This window comes from Paraburkholderia sp. CNPSo 3272, from assembly GCF_024206495.1.
GTDB lineage: Bacteria > Pseudomonadota > Gammaproteobacteria > Burkholderiales > Burkholderiaceae > Paraburkholderia.
On record NZ_JAMBPQ010000001.1, the window covers coordinates 159,648 to 178,189 of the forward strand.

The window sequence follows — 18,542 nt, forward strand, 5'->3', positions numbered from 1 at the left end:
CCGCTGCCCTTTTCGTTTCGGCTCAGTGCGCGCCTTCCGGCACGCGTCTCAACTGAGGTTTGCTACTCGCGTTAGTGCACCACGCGCTCGAACACGAACTTGCCGTCGTGCACGCCGACCGGAATCACATCCTTCGGTCCGAACTTGCCCGCGAGGATCAGCTTGGCGACCGGGTTCTCGATCTCCTGCTGAATCGCGCGCTTGAGCGGCCGTGCGCCGAACAGCGGGTCGTAGCCGACCTTGGCGATCTGGCCCAGCGCCTCGTCCGACACCATGAGTTCCATGTCCAACTTCTCCAGACGCTCGCGCAGACGCTGCAGCTGGATCTTCGCAATCGACTCGATATTCGAGCGATCGAGCGCATGGAACACCACGACCTCGTCGATCCGGTTCAGGAACTCGGGGCGGAACTGCTGCTTCACTTCGTTCCACACGGCGTCCTTCACGGCTTCCTGCGGCTCGCCCGCCATCGCCTGAATGAGATGCGAACCGAGGTTCGACGTCATCACGATCACGGTGTTCTTGAAGTCGACGGTTCGACCTTGACCATCGGTCATGCGGCCGTCGTCGAGCACCTGCAGCAGCACGTTGAACACGTCCGGGTGGGCCTTTTCGACTTCGTCGAGCAGGATCACGCTATACGGCTTGCGACGCACGGCCTCGGTCAGATAGCCGCCCTCTTCGTAGCCCACGTATCCCGGCGGCGCGCCGATCAAACGCGCCACGCTGTGCTTCTCCATGAACTCGCTCATGTCGATGCGGATGAGGTGATCTTCCGAATCGAACAGGAAGCCCGCCAGCGCCTTGCAAAGCTCGGTCTTGCCCACACCCGTCGGCCCGAGGAACAGGAACGAGCCGTACGGCCGGTTCGGGTCCGAGAGACCGGCGCGCGAGCGGCGAATCGCGTCGGCAACGGCGGTAATGGCTTCGTCCTGGCCCACCACGCGTTCGTGCAGCTTCTCTTCGATCTGCAGCAGCTTTTCGCGCTCGCCCTGCATCATGCGCGAAACGGGAATGCCGGTCGAACGCGACACGACCTCCGCGATTTCCTCGGCGCCCACGAGCGTGCGCAGCAGGCGCAAACGCGTGGGGTTGTTCTGCTCGTTCGCCTCGGCGAGCGTCACCTGCTTGAGTTGCGCCTCGAGTTCCGGCAACTTGCCGTACTGCAGTTCCGCCACCTTCTCGAGCTTGCCTTCGCGCTGGAAGCGATTGATATCCGCACGCACGCGGTCGATCTCTTCCTTGATCTGCGCGCCGCCCTGCACCGCGGCCTTCTCGGTGGTCCAGATCTCTTCGAGGTCCTTATATTCGAGGCTCAGCCGGTCGATCTCTTCCTCGATCAGCTGCAGACGCTTTTGCGACGCTTCGTCCTTCTCCTTCTTGACGGCCTCGCGCTCGATCTTCAGCTGGATCAAGCGGCGATCGAGCTTGTCCATTGCTTCGGGCTTCGAATCGATTTCCATCTTGATCTTCGAAGCCGCTTCGTCGATCAGGTCGATGGCCTTGTCCGGCAGGAAACGGTCGGTGATGTAGCGATGAGACAGCTCCGCCGCCGCGACGATCGCCGGGTCGGTGATTTCCACGCCGTGGTGCAGTTCGTACTTCTCCTTCAGGCCGCGCAGGATCGCGATGGTCGCCTCGACCGACGGTTCATCGACGAGCACTTTCTGGAAGCGGCGTTCGAGCGCGGCGTCCTTTTCGATGTACTTGCGATATTCGTCGAGCGTCGTCGCGCCGATGCAGTGCAGCTCGCCGCGCGACAGCGCCGGCTTGAGCATGTTGCCCGCGTCCAGCGCGCCTTCGGCCTTGCCCGCGCCGACCATCGTGTGAATTTCGTCGATGAAGACGATGGTCTGGCCTTCGTCCTTGGCGATGTCGTTGAGCACGGCCTTCAGGCGCTCCTCGAACTCGCCGCGATACTTCGCGCCCGCGAGCAGTGCGGCCATGTCGAGCGAAAGCACGCGCTTGCCCTTGAGCGTTTCGGGCACTTCGCCGTTGACGATGCGCTGCGCGAGGCCTTCGACGATGGCCGTCTTGCCCACGCCCGGCTCGCCGATCAGCACCGGATTGTTCTTGGTGCGGCGTTGCAGGATCTGGATCGAACGGCGGATTTCGTCGTCGCGGCCGATCACGGGGTCGAGCTTGCCCGAACGCGCGCGTTCGGTCAGATCGACGGTGTACTTCTTGAGCGCTTCACGCTGGCTCTCGGCGTCCTGGCTGTGCACCTGCGCGCCGCCGCGGACCGCGACGATCGCGGCTTCGAGCGCCTTGCGCGTCAGGCCGTGCTGGCGAGCGAGACGACCCGCTTCGCCCTTGTCCTCGGAAACGGCGAGCAGGAACATCTCGCTCGCGATATACGTGTCGTTGAGCTTCTGCGCTTCCTTGTCGGCCTGATTGAGCAGACCCGTGAGCTCGCGGCCGATCTGCACATTGCCGTCGGTGCCCTGCACCTGCGGCAAGCGGCTGATGGCGTCATTCAGCGCGTTCTGCAGCGCCTGGACCTGCACGCCCGCACGCGACATGAGCGAGCGCGCCGAGCCGTCCTGCTGCGCGACGAGCGCAGCCAGCAGGTGAACGGGCTCGATATACTGGTTCTCGTGGCCCACCGCGAGGCTCTGCGCGTCGGCGATGGCTTCCTGGAACTTGGTGGTGAGTTTGTCGATTCTCATTTGATGCGAGACCTCCAGATTTCTAGACTGTCACCAAATTTGAGGGGGGACGCGCCGGTTTCAAGCGCTCTGGCGTCATTTTTTCCGATTTTTGTGATTCAGGCGCGGTCAGCGTCCGTCGCCACCAGTTCCTGCCCAGGCGGTAGAAACAGGGAAAGTATGCGGGCGGCCGCAGCGCGAGAGGCAGCGCGCCACGGCTAAGCGCCACGGCACGAAGGAGAAGAAAAACGAAAAGGTGACGCTGACGCGCCCTTTAATGCTCGCGCGAAGACGCGGAGAGAGCCGCCTGCGCGCGCGGCATGACCTGGATCGGTGCCAGGCCGAGCAGGCCGATCAATTCGCCTGCCGGCTGCGCCAACTCGCCGATCGTATGGCGGTCAAGTTCCGCCAGAAACGCATCGCGCGCCGCCGCCAGCGCGTGCTTGAGCCGGCACTGCGGCTCGATGACACAGCTGCGCCGGTCGCCATGCTCGTCCGGAAAGCAGCCGACGAGCGAGAAGTCGCTCTCGGTCTCACGGACCACCGCGCCGACGCTGAGATCGAGCGACGCCGGTGCGAGCCGCAAGCCCCCATTGCGGCCGCGAACGGTATCGACCCAGCCAAGCTCGCCCAGGCGCTGCACGACTTTCATCAGATGATTCTTCGACACGCCGTAGGCGTCCGAGATCTCCTGGATCGTGGCCAAGCTGTCGCGACGCAGCGCGAGATAAAGCATCACGCGCAACGAATAGTCGGTGTAGTCGGTCAGTCTCATGGCGGTCGCAATGACAGGGGTGGTGCGGGTGACAGAAACCATACAATAACATGCAGGTACCATGCAGGTTTTGCCCGGACTGGGTATGATTGCCACTTCGATGGACGCTTCGCAGTCCCTGGCAGCTTGCATGCGGCCCATTGCCGCATCGTACCGGCGCCCCGCCGCCGAATACACTCCAGGCGCTCCACGCATCACCAGGCCCCAAATGACCCGCCCCGACACCCGCCCCGCTGCCGCGCTGCAAGCTCAGCCAACTGAAGAGAACATCCGGGAACTCGTCTACGCGTTCTACGACCGGGTGCGCGACGACTCCATGCTCGGCTCGGTGTTCGACGGCGTGCTCGCCGGGCGTTGGGACGAACATCTGCCCAAGATGTGCCGCTTCTGGTCGAGCCTCGTGCTCGGCACCAAAAGCTACCGCGGCAATGTGCAGCAGGCACACGATCCGGTGCCCGGCGTCGAGCCGCAGCATTTCAGCCGCTGGCTCTACCTTTTCCTCGATACGGTGCAGGATCGCTACGAGCCCGCGGCGGCCGTGCAGTTCATGGAACCCGCGCTGCGCATTGCGCAAAGCCTGCAACTGAGCCGCTTTGGCTGGGATTACACGATTCCGCCCGAGCAACAGGCACTTCTGGATCGCGTAGCGCCTCGCAGGCGCCCCGCTGGGCACGGCCATGACTTGCCCACGCGGCCGACCGGCGAGCCGTTTCCAGCCCGTTTCGTTGGCCGCCAGATGGATGTCGACGAAAGCACGCCGGCAGAGTGACCGTATCTGCCTTCAGCGCGGTGGCGGACTAGGCGGTTAGTTGCGTTAGATAGGGATGGACGAGCTAAATCCGTCCCCTCAGTCCCCCAAGAGCCTAGCTGGATTCCGGCGAAGCATTCCCCGACGCCACACCCCAGCGCGCCAGCGCCGTATCGTCACTCTCGCGCGCATCGACCCAGCGCGCGCCCTGCTCCGTCTCTTCCTTCTTCCAGAACGGCGCCTCGGTCTTGAGATAGTCCATGACGAACTCGCATGACGCGAACGCGTCGCCTCGATGCTTCGACGTGGTCGCGACCAGCACGATCTGGTCGAGCGGCGCGAGCTTGCCCACCCGGTGCACGATTAGCACCTCGATTCCCGGCCAGCGCCGCTGCGCCTGCCCGGCAATCGCTTCCAGCGCCTTCTCGGTCATGCCGGGGTAGTGCTCGAGTTCGAGCGAGGCGATTGTGCTGCCGTCGTTCAGATCGCGCACCGTGCCGACGAAGCAGGCCACCGCGCCGATCGCCGGATTACGCGCGCGCAACTGCGCCACCTCGGTGGTGAGGTCGAAATCTTCCGTTTGTACGCGCACGGGCATCGTGAGTCTCCTGTGGCGCTCAGCCGCCCGTCACCGGCGGGAAAAACGCCACTTCGCAGCCCTCGGTGATACGCGTGCGGGGGTCCGTCATCACGTGATTGCAGGCCATGCGCAGCGCGCGGCCTTCCGCCAGCGTCTCGGCCCACACTCCGCCGCGCGCACGCAGCCAGCCGCGCACGTCGCCGACCGTCGCGATGCCGTCCGGCAGCGTGACCGTTTCGTCCGCGACGCCTAGCGCCTCGCGCACACTCGCAAAAAATTTCAACTGGATCTTCATCGCTCGAGGCTTTTCAGTACAGCAATTCGGTGAACGGAATAAAGCGCACGGTCTCGCCCGCGCTGATCGCATGATTGGGCGGATTGTCGATGAGACCGTCGCCCCAGACCGTGGAGGTGAGTACCGCCGAACTCTGGTTCGGGAACAGGTCGAGACCGCCAGCCGGGTTGACGCGCGCGCGCAGGAATTCGTTGCGGCGGTCGCTCTTCGCCTGGGTGAAATCGGCGCGCAGCGAGAGCGCGCGCGGGCTCACGTGGGTCGCGCCCGCGAGGCGCAGCAGGAACGGGCGCACGAACAAAAGAAAGGTGACGAAACTCGACACCGGGTTGCCCGGCAGCCCGATGAAAAACGCCTCGCCGGTTTCCGCGTCCGCCGCCCCCTGCGCCCGGCGCACCGCGCCGAACGCCAGCGGCTTGCCCGGCTTCATGGCGATCTGCCACAAGTTGATGCGCCCTTCGGCCTCGACGGCCGGCCGCACGTGATCCTCCTCCCCGACCGAGACCCCGCCCGAGGTGAGGATGAGGTCGTGGGCGGCAGCCGCCTCGCGCAGCGTCGCGCGCGTGAGCTCGAGCTGGTCCGGCACGATGCCGTAGTCGGTGACTTCGCAGCCGAGATTGCGCAAGAGGCCCGTGAGCGTGAAGCGGTTCGAGTTATAGATCGCGCCGGGCCTGAGCGGCTCGCCCGGCATCGTCAGTTCGTCGCCGGTGAAGAACACCGCCACCTTCACGCGGCGCACGACGGTGAGCGTGGCGCATCCGACCGACGCCGCGAGCCCGAGCGCCGCCGGCGTGAGGCGTGTGCCCGCCGGCAGGATCACCGTGTTCTTGCGGATATCGGCGCCCTGCGCCGTGATCCATTCGCCCGCCTTGGGCGCATGCAGAAAGGTGACGGCGCCTTCCGCGGCCTCGGTCTGCTCCTGCATCACCACGGCGTCTGCGCCCGGCGGCACCGTCGCGCCCGTGAAGATGCGCGCCGCCGTGCCCGCCGTGAGCGGTTGTGGCGCGTGGCCCGCGGGGATGCGCTGCGAAACCGGCAGATGGCGGCTGCCTTGCGCCAGATCGGCCACGCGAACCGCGTAGCCGTCCATTGCGCTCGTATGCATCGGCGGCACGTCGAGCGGCGAGACGACGTCTGCGGCGAGCACGCGGTTCAGCGCGTCGAACGTCGAAATCGTTTCGATGCCGGCGAGCGGCTCCGCCGCGGCAAGCAGCGCGGCAAGGGCGTCGGCGGTGGAGAGCATCGGCGCGCGCGGCGCGGGCGCCGGCGCAGCGGAAGACGGGGACGTAGGCGTGGACATCGAGGTCGTCTCGGACTTGGGCGGCGGGGCCGCCAGCAGCGGTTGGTCTGCCGTTATTGTAGCGGCGCGACCGGCGCGCTGTGCCTTGTGCCGTGGATATCCCTGGCGCGCAATGCCTGCGAGTGTGCAGGCCCGGCTGAAGTGATTCAGCGGGCGGGTTCGGGCAACCCGCCGCCGCGTAAAACCTGATGCGATGTCGGCGCGCCGGGACCGCGAGCGGATCCGGCCCCGGCTGCGTCGATCAGTCCGCCGTGTGAGCGGCGATATAGTCCTTCACGCGCTGGGCGTCGGCAGGCACGACTTCGAAGCGCTGCGGCAGCGCCTCGAGGCCTTCGAACGCGGCCGGACGCTCCGGCTCACGGTCCAGCGCTTCGCGGATCGTCTCGCCGAACTTCACCGGCTGTGCGGTTTCGAGCACGATCATCGGCACACCGGGCTGCAGGTGTTCGCGGGCGACCTTCACGCCGTCGGCCGTATGGGTGTCGATCATCGTCTGGTAGCGCGTGTAGATGTCGCGAATCGTGGCGATGCGGTCGTCGTGGCTGCTGCGGCCCGAAACGAAGCCGAACTGCTTCACGCGCACGAAGTCGCCGCTCGCCACGAGATCGAAGCCGCCCTTCTCCTCGACGTCGCGGAACAACTGCGTCACGCGCGCCGGATCGCGGCCCAGCAAGTCGTAGACGAAGCGCTCGAAGTTCGACGCCTTCGAGATGTCCATGCTCGGGCTCGTCGTGTGATACGTTTCCGCCGAGCCGCGCACGCGATACATGCCGGTGCGGAAGAACTCGTCGAGCACGTCGTTCTCGTTGGTCGCGACCACGAGCTTTTCGATCGGCAGGCCCATCATGCGCGCGATATGGCCCGCGCACACGTTGCCGAAGTTGCCCGAGGGCACCGTGAACGAGACGCGCTCGTCGTTGGACTTCGTCGCCGCGAAATAGCCGGCGAAGTAGTACACGACCTGGGCCACGACGCGCGCCCAGTTGATCGAGTTGACCGTGCCGATCTTCTGCTGCGCCTTGAATGCGTGATCGTTCGAAACGGCCTTGACGATGTCCTGGCAGTCGTCGAACACGCCTTCCACGGCCAGATTGAAGATGTTCGGGTCCTGCAGGCTGAACATCTGCGCCGTCTGGAACGCGCTCATCTTCCTGTGCGGCGACAGCATGAACACGCGCACGCCCTTCTTGCCGCGCATGGCGTATTCCGCCGCGCTGCCGGTGTCGCCCGACGTCGCGCCGAGAATGTTCAGCTCCTGGCCGGCCTTTGCGAGCGCGTACTCGAACAGGTTGCCGAGCAGCTGCATCGCCATGTCCTTGAACGCGAGCGTCGGGCCGTTCGAGAGTTCGAGCAGCGAGAGCGGCGCGCCGTTTTCCTCGCCGAGCGTGGTGAGCGGCGTGATCTTGCTTGCATCTTCGCCATGGCGCACGTTGCGGTACGTCTCGCCCGTGTAGGTGCGGCGCGTGATGTCGCGCAGGTCGTCCGCCGGAATGTCGCCGGCGAATTTCGAGAGGATCTCGAACGCGAGATCCGCGTACGACAAGCCGCGCCAGCGCGCCAGTTCTTCCTTGCTGATCTGCGGATACTCGGCCGGCAGATACAGGCCGCCGTCGCGCGCGAGGCCGCCCAGCAGGATGTCGGAAAACGAATGATGCTCGCCGGCGCCCGCGCCGCGCGTAGATACGTAATTCATAGCCCTTGCCTTAGTTCAGTCCTTCCATACGCAGCTTCGTGACCTGCGACTTCACCGTCGCGAGCTTTTCGATCTGCGCGATCGCCGCGTTGACGTTCTTCTCGATCGTCTCGTGCGTGATCAGGATGATGTCGGTTTCCGCCTTGCCTTGCGCGTCGACCTGCTCCGCTTCCTTTTGCAGCAGCGCGTCGATCGAGATGCCGCTGTCCGCGAGGATGCGCGTGATGGCCGCCATCACGCCGGTCTGGTCCGCCACGCGCAGGCGCAGGTAGTAGCCGCTCGTGACTTCGTCGATCGGCAGGATCGGCGTGTTCGAGAGGCTGTCCGGCTGGAACGCCAGATGCGGCACGCGGTGCTCGGGGTCGGCCGTGTGCAGACGCGTCACATCGACGAGATCGGCCACCACGGCGGATGCCGTCGGCTCCGCGCCGGCGCCCTTGCCGTAGTACAGCGTCGTTCCCACCGCGTCGCCATGCACGACCACGGCGTTCATTGCGCCTTCCACGTTGGCGAGCAGGCGCTTGGCCGGAATCAGCGTGGGATGCGTGCGCAGCTCGATGCCGCGGTCGGTGCGGCGCGCAATGCCGAGCAGCTTGATCCGATAGCCCAGTTCTTCCGCGTACTTGATGTCGATGGCGTCGAGCTTGCTGATCCCTTCCACGTAGGCGCGGTCGAACTGCACGGGCACGCCGAACGCGATCGCGCTCATGATCGTAGCCTTGTGCGCGGCGTCCACGCCTTCGATGTCGAAGGTCGGATCGGCTTCGGCGTAGCCCAGTTCCTGCGCGGCCTTCAATGCGGTCGCGAAGTCGAGCCCGCGCTCACGCATTTCCGAGAGGATGTAGTTCGTCGTGCCGTTGATGATGCCGGCGATGTACTGGATGCGGTTAGCCGTGAGGCCTTCGCGCAGCGCCTTGATGATGGGGATGCCGCCCGCCACCGCCGCCTCGAACGCGACCATCACGCCCTTGGCGCGCGCCGCTTCGAAGATCTCCGTGCCGTGCACTGCCAGCAGCGCCTTGTTCGCGGTGACGACATGCTTGCCGCTGGCAATGGCGCGCAGCACGAGATCCCTGGCGAGCGTCGTGCCGCCGATCATTTCGGCGACGATCGAAATCGAGGGATCGTCGACCACGGCGTTGAAGTCGGTCGTCAGCTCGACGCTGCCGGCTTCACTGCCGAGCGCCGTCGTGGCCTTGGCCGGGTTGCGCACGGCGATGCGCGCCACCTCGATGCCGCGGCCCGCGCGGCGTTTGATTTCTTCCTGGTTGCGGCGCAGTACCGTGAAGGTGCCGCTGCCCACCGTGCCGAAGCCCAAGAGACCTACTTTGATCGGATCCATGCAGCGTGTGTTCGTCCAAGTGTTTGAAAAGGGGATGCGTGTGACTGGCTCAGGTGCCGTGCCGCTGACGATAACCGTCGAGGAAGCGCGCGATGCGGTTGATCGAATCGGTCAGGTCGTCGACGTTCGGCAGGAACACCACGCGGAAGTGGTCCGGCTGCTTCCAGTTGAAGCCCGTGCCCTGCACGAGCAGCACGCGCTCCTGCAGGAGCAGATCGAGGATGAACTGCTGGTCGTTCTCGATCGGATAGAGCTTCGGGTCGAGGCGCGGGAACATGTAGAGCGCCGCCTCCGGCTTCACGCAGGTCACGCCCGGGATGGCCGTGAGCATGTTGTACGCCAGTTCGCGCTGGCGATAGAGGCGCCCGCCCGGCTGGATCAGCTCGTTGATGCTCTGATAGCCGCCCAGCGCCGTCTGGATCGCGTACTGGCCGGGCACGTTCGCGCACAGGCGCATCGAGGCGAGAATACCGAGACCTTCCGTGTAGTCCTTCGAGCGACGGCGGTTTTCCCCCGTCATGCCCGAGAGGAACATCCAGCCCGCGCGATAGCCGCACGCGCGATAACTCTTCGACAGGCTGTTGAGCGTGACGGTGATCACGTCTTCCGAGAGCGAGCCGAGCGCGGTGTGCGTCTTGCCGTCGTAAATGATCTTGTCGTAGACCTCGTCGGCGAACAGGATCAGGCCGTGCTCGCGCGCGATCGCCACGAGCCCGCGCAGCAGGTCGTCCGAATAGAGCGCGCCGGTCGGATTGTTCGGGTTGATGACGACGATCGCGCGCGTGTTCGGCGTGATCTTCGAGCGGATGTCGTCGAGGTCAGGCATCCACGCGTTCGACTCGTCGCAGATGTAGTGCACGGGCGTGCCGCCCGAGAGGCTCACCGCCGCCGTCCACAGCGGATAGTCGGGCGCGGGCAGCAGCACTTCGTCGCCGTCGTTCAGGAGCGCCTGCATGGCCATCACGATCAGTTCGGACGCGCCGTTACCGATGTAGATGTCGTCGAGCTCGACGCCCTTGATGCCCTTTTGCTGAGCGTAATGCATGATCGCCTTGCGCGCGGCGAACACGCCCTTCGAATCCGAATACCCCGAGGAGCCCGGCAGGTTCAGGATCATGTCCTGAATGACCTCGTCGGGCGCGTCGAAACCGAACGGCGCGAGATTGCCGATGTTCAGCTTGATGATGCGATGGCCTTCTTCTTCGAGGCGCTTCGCGTGCTCGAGCACCGGCCCGCGGATGTCGTAGCAAACGTTCTGCAGCTTGTTGGATTTGAGAATCGGTTTCACGGCGGGCTATCGGTATCGGTCAGAGAAGCGGTCAGAGCGTCAGAAGCGAGTAAGACGCGGTAAAAGGGCTGGAACAGGCTGAAATGCCGTCGACCGGCCGGCGGATGGCGCCTTGGCGGACAGGACATGCAAGGGAGCCGGAGGGGCGCCCCTGGCGGGACAAAAGCCGTGCACGATTGCGATGGGGAGCCGGGGGGCACGCGCGACGCTTCGCAAGAGAAGACTGCGTTGGCCAACCCGAGAACCCAACACCGCCCCGGCAGCTTGTGGCTGCCCTCGCCCGATGCGCGGATGGCGCGCGTAGCGGCGTGCCGGCGCGGTCTACCCGCGGGCGCCGCCGCAGCGGCGGCTAAAAAGCTATAATTTAGCGGATTTTGACCAACTTCCGCAATGCGCAATCGGCCAGGAGGCGGGTCGCGAAGCGGGTGATCGGCGGCCTGCACGGCAGTTCGCGCCGAGGCCGGCGTCGGCACAGGATATGCGCCCTCTCGCTTGCGCACCCGACCTGCCCTTACCCGGAACCCCGTTTTGAAACTACACCAGGACTCCAGCGCCGCGCTGAACACCGTGACCGGTTACGGCGCCGACTACGTCGAAGTGAACCTCGAACGCCATACGGGCAGCATCATTGTGATGCCCGAATCACCGGTCACCCCCTGGCCGGTGCAGTCGTTCGACGCCCTCACGCCCGAACTCTTCGAGCGGCTTCTCCCGCTGAACCCCGAAGTGGTCGTATTCGGCAGCGGGGAGCGGTTGCGCTTCCCGCATCCGCGCCTCACCGCGGCGCTCGCCGCGAAGCGCATTGGCGTCGAGGCGATGGACTTCAAGGCCGCCTGCCGCACCTACAACATCCTCATGGCCGAAGGCCGCCGTGTGGCGGCCGCGCTGCTGATCGAAAGCTGACGCGCCTTAAGCGTGCCATCAGGTCGCCGCGCGGCGGCGTAGTACACTTGCGCGCCGCGTGCGTAGCGCGTCCGGACCTGGCCCGCACACCGCGCGCGGCCAGCGCGCGCTTCGCACCCCGACCGCAACGACTGCAACAAGAACAGGCTGAAACCCATGAACGATACGCCATCGAGGCTACCGCTCAACCGCAGCGCGATCCTGCTCCTGATCCTCGCCCTCGCCGTGATCTGGTTCCTGCCGCTCGGCTGGCGCCACCTGCTGCCGAGCGACGAGGGCCGCTACGCCGAAATGGCGCGCGAAATGCTCGCGAGCGGCGACTGGATCACGCCGCGCTACAACGGCTACAAGTACTTCGAAAAGCCCCCGCTGCAAACCTGGATGAACGCGCTCACGTTCGCGTGGTTCGGCATCGGCGAGTGGCAGGCGCGCCTCTACACGGCCCTGACCGGCTTCGCCGGCGTGCTGCTGATCGGCTTCACCGGCGCACGCGTGTTCAACGCCGCCACGGGCTTCTTCGCCGCGGTCGTGCTCGCCTGCGCGCCGTACTGGAACCTGATGGGCCACTTCAACACGCTCGACATGGGCCTGTCGTTCTGGATGCAGCTCACGCTGTGCGCGCTGCTGCTCGCGCAGCGGCCGAACCTGCCCAAAGCGAACGCCCGACTGTGGATGTGGGTGTGCTGGGGCGCCATGGCGATGGCGGTGCTGTCCAAGGGCCTCGTCGGCCTGATCCTGCCAGGCGCCGTGCTCGTGCTGTATACGGCAGTTTCGCGCGACTGGGGGCTCTGGAAGCGCCTCTATCTCGGGAGCGGCCTGATCGTGTTCTTCGCGATCGTTTCGCCATGGTTCATCCTCGTGCAGCAGCGCAACCCCGAGTTCTCCAACTTCTTCTTCATCGTGCAGCAGTTCCAGCGCTACCTCACGCCCGCGCAGAACCGCCCCGGCCCGTTCTACTACTTCGTGCCGGTCATGCTGGTGGGCTTCCTGCCGTGGCTTTCGGTGAGCGTGCAAAGCGTGCGTCATGCGCTGCGCGTGCCGCGCCAGCCCAACGGGTTCTCGCCCGTCATGCTGATGCTCGTATGGACCCTGTTCATTTTCCTGTTCTTCAGCGCCTCGCACTCCAAGCTCGTCTCCTACGTCCTGCCAATCGCGCCGCCCGTGGCGCTCGTCATCGGCATGTATCTGCCGGTCGTGACGCGCGCCCAGTGGAACAAGCATCTCGCGGGCTACGCGGTGTTCGCCGTGGCGCTGATGGCGGGCTCGTTCGTGCTCACGCGGCTTGGCGACGCGCGCAATCCCAACGCGCTCTACCGGGAGTTCCAGGTCTGGGTGTTCGGCGCGGCCGCGGTGGCCTTCGTCGTCACGATGGTCGGCCTGCGCCTGAACCGCGCGAAGCGCACGCCCGAAAGCGGCGCGCGCGCGCCGGCGGTGGCGCTCGGCACCGCGTGGCTGCTGCTCGCGACCATTGCGGGCACGGGCCACGACGTGTTCGGCACGCTGAGTTCCGGCGCGCCGCTCGCGCCCGCGGTGCGCGCCGCCATTGCGAAGCTGCCGCCCGACACGCCGTTCTACTCGGTGGGCGTGCTCGACCACACCATGCCTTTCTACGTGCGCCATACGATGACGATGGTCGAGGTCACCGACGAGCTGGCCTTCGGCATCTCCGAGGAGCCGCAAAAATGGGTGCCCACCATTGCCGACTGGGAGGCGCGCTGGCAGTCCGAGCGCTATGCGCTCGCGCTGATGCCAGTGAAGCGCTACGAAGGACTGGCCGCGCAGGGTCTGCCGATGCAGGTGATCGCCCGCGACGCGCGGCGGGTGATCGTTGAAAAGCCCCAATCCTGAGCGCTTCCTGGCCCCGATCAACGCATGGGCGATAATTGCGCGGGCCGCGCAGACGCGGCCTGCGCGGCTGGGCCCGCGCGGCGCGGCCCAGCCCCGCCACAACCTGACAACCCGTTGAACCACCCTTTCCGATGAATCCGATTTCCCTCATCTGCATCCTTGCCGGCGTCGGCCTCAACGCGTGTGCGCAACTGCTGCTGAAAGCGGGTGTCAATGCCGTTGGACACTTCGAATTCAGCCGTGCGAACATCTTGCCCATTGGCCTGAAACTCGCAACGCAAGTGCCGATTCTCGGCGGCCTCACCTGCTACGTGTTCAGCGTGGTCGTGTGGATCGTCGGGCTCTCGCGCGTGGACGTCTCGATCGCCTATCCGATGCTCTCGCTCGGCTACGTGGTCAACGCGTTCGCGGCGTGGTATTTGTTCGGCGAGGTGCTGAGCCTGCAGCGGCTCGTGGGCATCGGCATCATCCTGATCGGCGTGTTCGTGCTGGCGCGCAGCTGACGCGCCGCCGCACGCGCTTCTGGCGCGCGCGGCGAGACCGCTTGCAGCGCAGCATATTGCGCCCATATAAGCATTTCGTAAGATGCGCCGCAGCGGCGTTGCCGCCCGACCCCACTTTCTGACGAGCAAAGAGCGAAGCACTCATGTCCCAGTCATCCCCGCAGTCGACCCTTCCGTTCCTGCCGTTCGTGCGCCCCGAAATCGACGAGGAAACCATCCAGGGCGTCGCCGACGTGCTGCGCTCGGGCTGGATCACGACCGGCCCGCAGAACCAGGCGTTCGAGGCGGCGCTCTCCGAATACTGCGGCGGCCGTCCCGTGCGCACCTTCAACTCGGGCACGGCGACGCTCGAGATCGGTTTGCGCCTTGCCGGCGTGGGTCCCGGCGACGAGGTCATCACTACGCCTGCGTCGTGGGTTTCCACGAGCAACGTAATCTACGAGGTGGGCGCGACGCCGGTGTTCGCCGACATCGATCCCGTTACGCGCAACATCGACCTCGACAAGCTCGAAGCCGCCATCACGCCGAAGACGAAAGCCATGATCCCGGTCTTTCTCTCGGGCCTGCCCGTCGACATGGACCGCCTCTACGCGATCGCCCGCCAGCACAAGCTGCGCGTGATCGAGGACGCCGCGCAGGCGTTCGGCTCGAGCTGGAACGGCAAGCGCATCGGCGCGATCGGCGACATCGTCTCGTTCAGCTTCCACGCCAACAAGAACCTCACGTCGATCGAAGGCGGCGCGCTCGTCCTCAACGACGAAGCCGAGGCCGTGCTCGCGCAGAAATACCGCCTCCAGGGCATTACACGCACAGGCTTCGACGGCATGGACTGCGACGTGCTCGGCGGCAAGTACAATCTCACGGATGTGGCGGCGCGCGTCGGGCTCGGCCAGCTCAAGCACATCGAGCGCTTCATCCGGCAGCGTCGCGAGCTTGCGCGGGCTTACTTCGCGGGCTTCGAAGGCGGCGCGGCGGTTAAGCTCGGCGTCGGCCTGCCGCTCGCGGATTTTGCCAACAGCAACTGGCACATGTTCCAGATCACGCTGCCTCTGGAGCAGCTCGCGATCGACCGCGCCGGTTTCATGGGCGAACTCAAGGAGCGCGGCATTGGCTCGGGCGTGCATTACCCGGCCATCCACCTCTTCACGCTCTACCGCGAGCGTGGTTTCAAGGCGGGCATGTTCCCGCACGCGGAGCGCTTCGGCGCGAGCACGGTTACGCTGCCGCTCTTCACGCAGATGACCGAAGCCGACGTGGCGCGCGTGTGCAGCGCGGTAAACGAGATTTGCGCGAAGTTTGCGAAGTAGCTGGCATAACAGGCAGTAACGGAAGTCGGGGACGGGATAACGCCGCCCCGACGGGCATGGGACCCGAGTCAGCGCCAAAGCACCAACTCGGGTCGATACAGGGGAAACGCACGCGGACGGCGCAGCGCACGCGCCGCCGATTTGCGCATGCAGCAACCCGAAGCATCCAATAACGGAATCGACGCACACATGAGTCAAACGGAACAAGGCACCTTGACCCCGGACACGCCGGAAGTCTCGGTCATCATTCCGGTCTACAACGAGGAAGCTGGCCTTCCCGCGCTGTTCGCACGCCTGTATCCGGCGCTCGACAAGCTCGGCACCTCGTACGAAGTGATCTTCATCAACGACGGCAGCCGCGACCGTTCGGCCGCGATGCTCGCGGAGCAGTTCCGCGCGCGGCCCGATACCACGCGCGCGATCCTGCTCAACGGCAACTACGGCCAGCACATGGCGATTCTCGCGGGCTTCGAGCAGGCCCGCGGCGAGATCGTCATCACGCTCGACGCCGATCTGCAGAATCCGCCCGAGGAAATCGGCAAGCTCGTCGAGAAAATGCGCGAGGGCTACGACTACGTCGGCACCATCCGCAAGCAGCGCCAGGACAGCCTCTGGCGGCGCAAGGCCTCGCAGGCGATGAACCGTCTGCGCGAGCGCATTACGCGTATCAAGATGACTGACCAGGGCTGCATGCTGCGCGCTTACAACCGCCGCATCATCGACACGATCAACCGCTGCGGCGAAATCAACACCTTCATTCCCGCGCTCGCCTACACGTTCTCGCAGAACCCGGTCGAAGTGGAAGTGGCGCACGAGGAGCGCTTCGCGGGCGAATCGAAGTACTCGCTCTACAGCCTCATTCGCCTGAATTTCGACCTCGTGACGGGCTTCTCCGTCGTACCGCTGCAGTGGCTCTCGTTCATCGGCGTGATCCTCTCGCTCGGCTCGGCAGGCCTCTTCCTGCTGCTGCTGATTCGCCGCTTCATCCTCGGCGCGGAAGTGCAAGGCGTGTTCACGCTCTTCGCCATCACGTTCTTCCTGCTCGGCGTGATCATCTTCGCGCTCGGTCTGCTCGGCGAGTACATCGGCCGCATCTACCAGCAGGTGCGCGCGCGTCCGCGGTACCTGATCCAGACGATCCTCGAGGAGCGCAATGGCCGCGCCGTCGTCGATACGCCGCGCCAGGATTTCATGCAGGCCGCCGCCTTCGCGCAGCCGGCTGAACCCGCGCGAGCGGCAGGCGCTGCCGCACGGCCGGCCACCACGAACGCGGCCAACGAAGGAGCCGGCCAATGAAACCGCGCGCCGTTGTCTTCGCGTATCACAACGTGGGCGTGCGCTGTTTGCAGGTGTTGCTCGCGGGCGGCGTCGATGTTGCGCTCGTCGTCACGCATGAAGACAGCCCGACCGAAAACATCTGGTTCGGCAGCGTGAAGTCGGTGGCCGAGGAGCATGGCATCGAGGTCGTCACGCCCGCCGACCCGAAGAGCGCCGAGTTGCGCGCGGCCGTTGCCGCGGCGCGCCCGGACTTCATCTTCTCGTTCTACTACCGGCACATGCTGCCCGTGGACCTGCTCGCCCTCGCCGGGCGCGGCGCGTACAACGTGCACGGCTCGCTGCTGCCGAAATACCGCGGCCGCGTGCCCACGAACTGGGCGGTGCTCAACGGCGAAACCGAAACCGGCGCCACGCTGCACGAAATGGCCGCGAAGCCCGACGCGGGCGCGATCGTCGCGCAAACGCCGGTGCCGATCCTGCCCGACGACACCGCGGCGCAGGTCTTCGACAAGGTGACGGTCGCCGCCGAGCAGACGCTGTGGCGCGTGCTGCCCGCGCTGATCGCGGGCGAAGCGCCGCATCTGCCGAACGATCTCACCCGGGGCAGCTACTACGGCGGGCGCAAGCCGGAGGACGGCCGCATCGATTTCGGCGAGAGCGCGCAGCACGTGTACAACCTGATCCGCGCCGTCGCGCCGCCCTATCCGGGCGCGTTCACCGACATCGGCAACGAGCGTTTCGTGATTGCTCGCGCGCGTCTCGTGCGGCCCGGCTCGCAAGACGCCGAAAGGGTCCGCGCCCTCGCCGGATTGCCCGCCGGCATCCACGTAAGCGATAATGCGCTTTTCGCCGTCTGCGGCGACGCACGCGCCATCGCGATCCACGAACTGCGGCATGCGCATGACGGTCAGGAGACCGTCATTGGCCCGGCCGCGTTCTCCGAACTCATTTCATCTGTCCCCCGTCCATGACCAAAAAAGTTCTGATCCTGGGTGTGAACGGCTTTATCGGCCACCACCTCTCCAAACGCATCCTCGAATCCACGAACTGGGAAGTGTTCGGCATGGACATGCAGACGGATCGCCTGGGCGACCTCGTCAAGCATGAGCGGATGCACTTCTTCGAAGGCGACATCACGATCAACAAGGAGTGGGTCGAGTACCACGTCAAGAAGTGCGACGTGATCCTGCCGCTGGTCGCCATCGCGACGCCCGCCACCTACGTACAGCAGCCGCTGCGGGTGTTCGAGCTCGACTTCGAAGCGAACCTGCCGATCGTGCGTTCGGCCGTGAAGTACCGCAAGCACCTCGTCTTCCCGTCGACGTCGGAAGTCTATGGCATGTGCTCGGACGAGCAGTTCGACCCGGACGCGTCGGCGCTGACCTACGGCCCGATCAACAAGCCGCGCTGGATCTACGCGTGCTCGAAGCAGCTCATGGACCGCGTGATCTGGGGCTACGGCATGGAAGGCCTGAATTTCACGCTGTTCCGTCCGTTCAACTGGATCGGCCCGGGCCTCGACTCGATCTACACGCCGAAGGAAGGTTCGTCGCGCGTCGTGACGCAGTTCCTCGGCCACATCGTGCGCGGCGAGAACATCAGCCTCGTGGATGGCGGCGCGCAAAAACGCGCGTTCACCGACATCGACGACGGCATCGAAGCGCTGATGAAGATCATCGAGAACAAGGACGGCGTCGCCACGGGCAAGATCTACAACATCGGCAACCCGACCAACAACTTCTCGGTGCGCGAACTCGCGCACAAGATGCTGGCGCTCGCCGCCGAATTCCCGGAATACGCGGAAATGGCGAAGAAGGTGCAGCTCGTCGAAACGTCATCGGGCGCGTACTACGGCGCTGGCTACCAGGACGTGCAGAACCGCGTGCCGAAGATCGACAACACGAAGCAGGAACTCGGCTGGGCGCCGAAGTCGACATTCGACGAAGCGCTGCGCAAGATCTTCGAAGCGTACCGCGGCCACGTGGCCGAAGCGCGTGCGCTCGTCGAGCAACACTGAGCGTCATAGAAAGGTCCTCG

General features: G+C 65.4%; 16 protein-coding genes. 8 read left to right on the forward strand and 8 right to left on the reverse strand.

Annotated features, from left to right (window positions below; translation table 11 throughout):
- Positions 1–71: 71 nt before the first annotated feature.
- Together clpB and M3I53_RS00710 are read right to left on the reverse strand one after the other, a co-directional pair.
- Positions 72–2,669, reverse strand: coding sequence for an ATP-dependent chaperone ClpB (gene clpB, locus M3I53_RS00705; protein WP_254314076.1), 2,598 nt, complete (start codon positions 2,667–2,669; stop codon positions 72–74).
- A 253-nt stretch (positions 2,670–2,922) separates the two neighbouring features.
- Positions 2,923–3,423 (reverse strand): Rrf2 family transcriptional regulator, encoded by a 501-nt coding sequence (locus M3I53_RS00710; RefSeq protein ID WP_254314372.1) that lies wholly within the window; start codon positions 3,421–3,423, stop codon positions 2,923–2,925.
- A 208-nt stretch (positions 3,424–3,631) separates the two neighbouring features.
- Here M3I53_RS00710 and M3I53_RS00715 point away from each other — a divergent pair, with 208 nt between their 5' ends.
- Positions 3,632–4,192, forward strand: a complete 561-nt coding sequence (locus M3I53_RS00715) for a group III truncated hemoglobin (RefSeq protein WP_254314077.1) — start codon at positions 3,632–3,634, stop codon at positions 4,190–4,192.
- 94 nt (positions 4,193–4,286) lie between these two features.
- On the opposite strand, the gene M3I53_RS00720 is transcribed toward M3I53_RS00715, so the two are convergent.
- The 6 genes from M3I53_RS00720 to M3I53_RS00745 form a co-directional block, all read right to left on the reverse strand.
- Entirely contained in the window at positions 4,287–4,769 is a 483-nt protein-coding gene (locus tag M3I53_RS00720; RefSeq protein WP_254314078.1) for a molybdenum cofactor biosynthesis protein MoaE, read from the reverse strand.
- A 19-nt stretch (positions 4,770–4,788) separates the two neighbouring features.
- Positions 4,789–5,046 (reverse strand): molybdopterin converting factor subunit 1, encoded by a 258-nt coding sequence (moaD, locus tag M3I53_RS00725; protein WP_254314079.1) that lies wholly within the window; start codon positions 5,044–5,046, stop codon positions 4,789–4,791.
- Between the two features lie 13 nt (positions 5,047–5,059).
- Positions 5,060–6,343 carry a gephyrin-like molybdotransferase Glp gene (glp, locus tag M3I53_RS00730; RefSeq protein WP_254314080.1) on the reverse strand — a complete coding sequence of 428 codons (1,284 nt, stop codon included), beginning with the start codon at positions 6,341–6,343 and terminating at the stop codon, positions 5,060–5,062.
- A gap of 241 nt (positions 6,344–6,584) precedes the next feature.
- Complete coding sequence (thrC, locus tag M3I53_RS00735; protein ID WP_254314081.1) at positions 6,585–8,036, reverse strand: threonine synthase; 1,452 nt, start codon at positions 8,034–8,036, stop codon at positions 6,585–6,587.
- 10 nt (positions 8,037–8,046) lie between these two features.
- Entirely contained in the window at positions 8,047–9,378 is a 1,332-nt protein-coding gene (locus M3I53_RS00740; RefSeq protein ID WP_254314082.1) for a homoserine dehydrogenase, read from the reverse strand.
- A gap of 49 nt (positions 9,379–9,427) precedes the next feature.
- A complete protein-coding gene (locus M3I53_RS00745; protein WP_069267526.1) occupies positions 9,428–10,666 on the reverse strand; it encodes a pyridoxal phosphate-dependent aminotransferase in 1,239 nt (412 codons plus the stop codon).
- 528 nt (positions 10,667–11,194) lie between these two features.
- On the opposite strand from M3I53_RS00745, the gene M3I53_RS00750 reads away from it, so the two are divergent.
- The 7 genes from M3I53_RS00750 (at position 11,195) to M3I53_RS00780 (ending at position 18,522) form a co-directional block, all read left to right on the forward strand.
- Complete coding sequence (locus tag M3I53_RS00750; RefSeq protein WP_254314083.1) at positions 11,195–11,569, forward strand: Mth938-like domain-containing protein; 375 nt, start codon at positions 11,195–11,197, stop codon at positions 11,567–11,569.
- A gap of 156 nt (positions 11,570–11,725) precedes the next feature.
- Positions 11,726–13,417 carry a glycosyltransferase family 39 protein gene (locus M3I53_RS00755; protein WP_254314084.1) on the forward strand — a complete coding sequence of 564 codons (1,692 nt, stop codon included), beginning with the start codon at positions 11,726–11,728 and terminating at the stop codon, positions 13,415–13,417.
- A 131-nt stretch (positions 13,418–13,548) separates the two neighbouring features.
- On the forward strand, positions 13,549–13,920 hold the full coding sequence (locus tag M3I53_RS00760; RefSeq protein WP_254314085.1) for an SMR family transporter: 372 nt from the start codon (positions 13,549–13,551) through the stop codon (positions 13,918–13,920).
- A gap of 143 nt (positions 13,921–14,063) precedes the next feature.
- Positions 14,064–15,227 (forward strand): DegT/DnrJ/EryC1/StrS aminotransferase family protein, encoded by a 1,164-nt coding sequence (locus M3I53_RS00765; RefSeq protein WP_254314086.1) that lies wholly within the window; start codon positions 14,064–14,066, stop codon positions 15,225–15,227.
- Positions 15,228–15,416: 189 nt separating this feature from the next.
- Entirely contained in the window at positions 15,417–16,523 is a 1,107-nt protein-coding gene (locus M3I53_RS00770; RefSeq protein ID WP_254314087.1) for a glycosyltransferase, read from the forward strand.
- Positions 16,520–17,476, forward strand: a complete 957-nt coding sequence (locus M3I53_RS00775; RefSeq protein WP_254314088.1) for a formyltransferase — start codon at positions 16,520–16,522, stop codon at positions 17,474–17,476. Before M3I53_RS00770 ends, M3I53_RS00775 begins: the two co-directional genes overlap by 4 nt.
- Complete coding sequence (locus M3I53_RS00780; RefSeq protein ID WP_254314089.1) at positions 17,473–18,522, forward strand: bifunctional UDP-4-keto-pentose/UDP-xylose synthase; 1,050 nt, start codon at positions 17,473–17,475, stop codon at positions 18,520–18,522. Before M3I53_RS00775 ends, M3I53_RS00780 begins: the two co-directional genes overlap by 4 nt.
- Positions 18,523–18,542: the final 20 nt, after the last annotated feature.

Coding starts and splice junctions, on each gene's coding strand:
- clpB (WP_254314076.1), bottom strand. CDS start 2,669: ATGAGAATCGACAAACTCACCACCAAGTTCCAGGAAGCCATCGCCGAC.
- M3I53_RS00710 (WP_254314372.1), bottom strand. CDS start 3,423: ATGAGACTGACCGACTACACCGACTATTCGTTGCGCGTGATGCTTTAT.
- M3I53_RS00715 (WP_254314077.1), top strand. CDS start 3,632: ATGACCCGCCCCGACACCCGCCCCGCTGCCGCGCTGCAAGCTCAGCCA.
- M3I53_RS00720 (WP_254314078.1), bottom strand. CDS start 4,769: ATGCCCGTGCGCGTACAAACGGAAGATTTCGACCTCACCACCGAGGTG.
- moaD (WP_254314079.1), bottom strand. CDS start 5,046: ATGAAGATCCAGTTGAAATTTTTTGCGAGTGTGCGCGAGGCGCTAGGC.
- glp (WP_254314080.1), bottom strand. CDS start 6,343: ATGTCCACGCCTACGTCCCCGTCTTCCGCTGCGCCGGCGCCCGCGCCG.
- thrC (WP_254314081.1), bottom strand. CDS start 8,036: ATGAATTACGTATCTACGCGCGGCGCGGGCGCCGGCGAGCATCATTCG.
- M3I53_RS00740 (WP_254314082.1), bottom strand. CDS start 9,378: ATGGATCCGATCAAAGTAGGTCTCTTGGGCTTCGGCACGGTGGGCAGC.
- M3I53_RS00755 (WP_254314084.1), top strand. CDS start 11,726: ATGAACGATACGCCATCGAGGCTACCGCTCAACCGCAGCGCGATCCTG.
- M3I53_RS00760 (WP_254314085.1), top strand. CDS start 13,549: ATGAATCCGATTTCCCTCATCTGCATCCTTGCCGGCGTCGGCCTCAAC.
- M3I53_RS00765 (WP_254314086.1), top strand. CDS start 14,064: ATGTCCCAGTCATCCCCGCAGTCGACCCTTCCGTTCCTGCCGTTCGTG.
- M3I53_RS00770 (WP_254314087.1), top strand. CDS start 15,417: ATGAGTCAAACGGAACAAGGCACCTTGACCCCGGACACGCCGGAAGTC.
- M3I53_RS00775 (WP_254314088.1), top strand. CDS start 16,520: ATGAAACCGCGCGCCGTTGTCTTCGCGTATCACAACGTGGGCGTGCGC.
- M3I53_RS00780 (WP_254314089.1), top strand. CDS start 17,473: ATGACCAAAAAAGTTCTGATCCTGGGTGTGAACGGCTTTATCGGCCAC.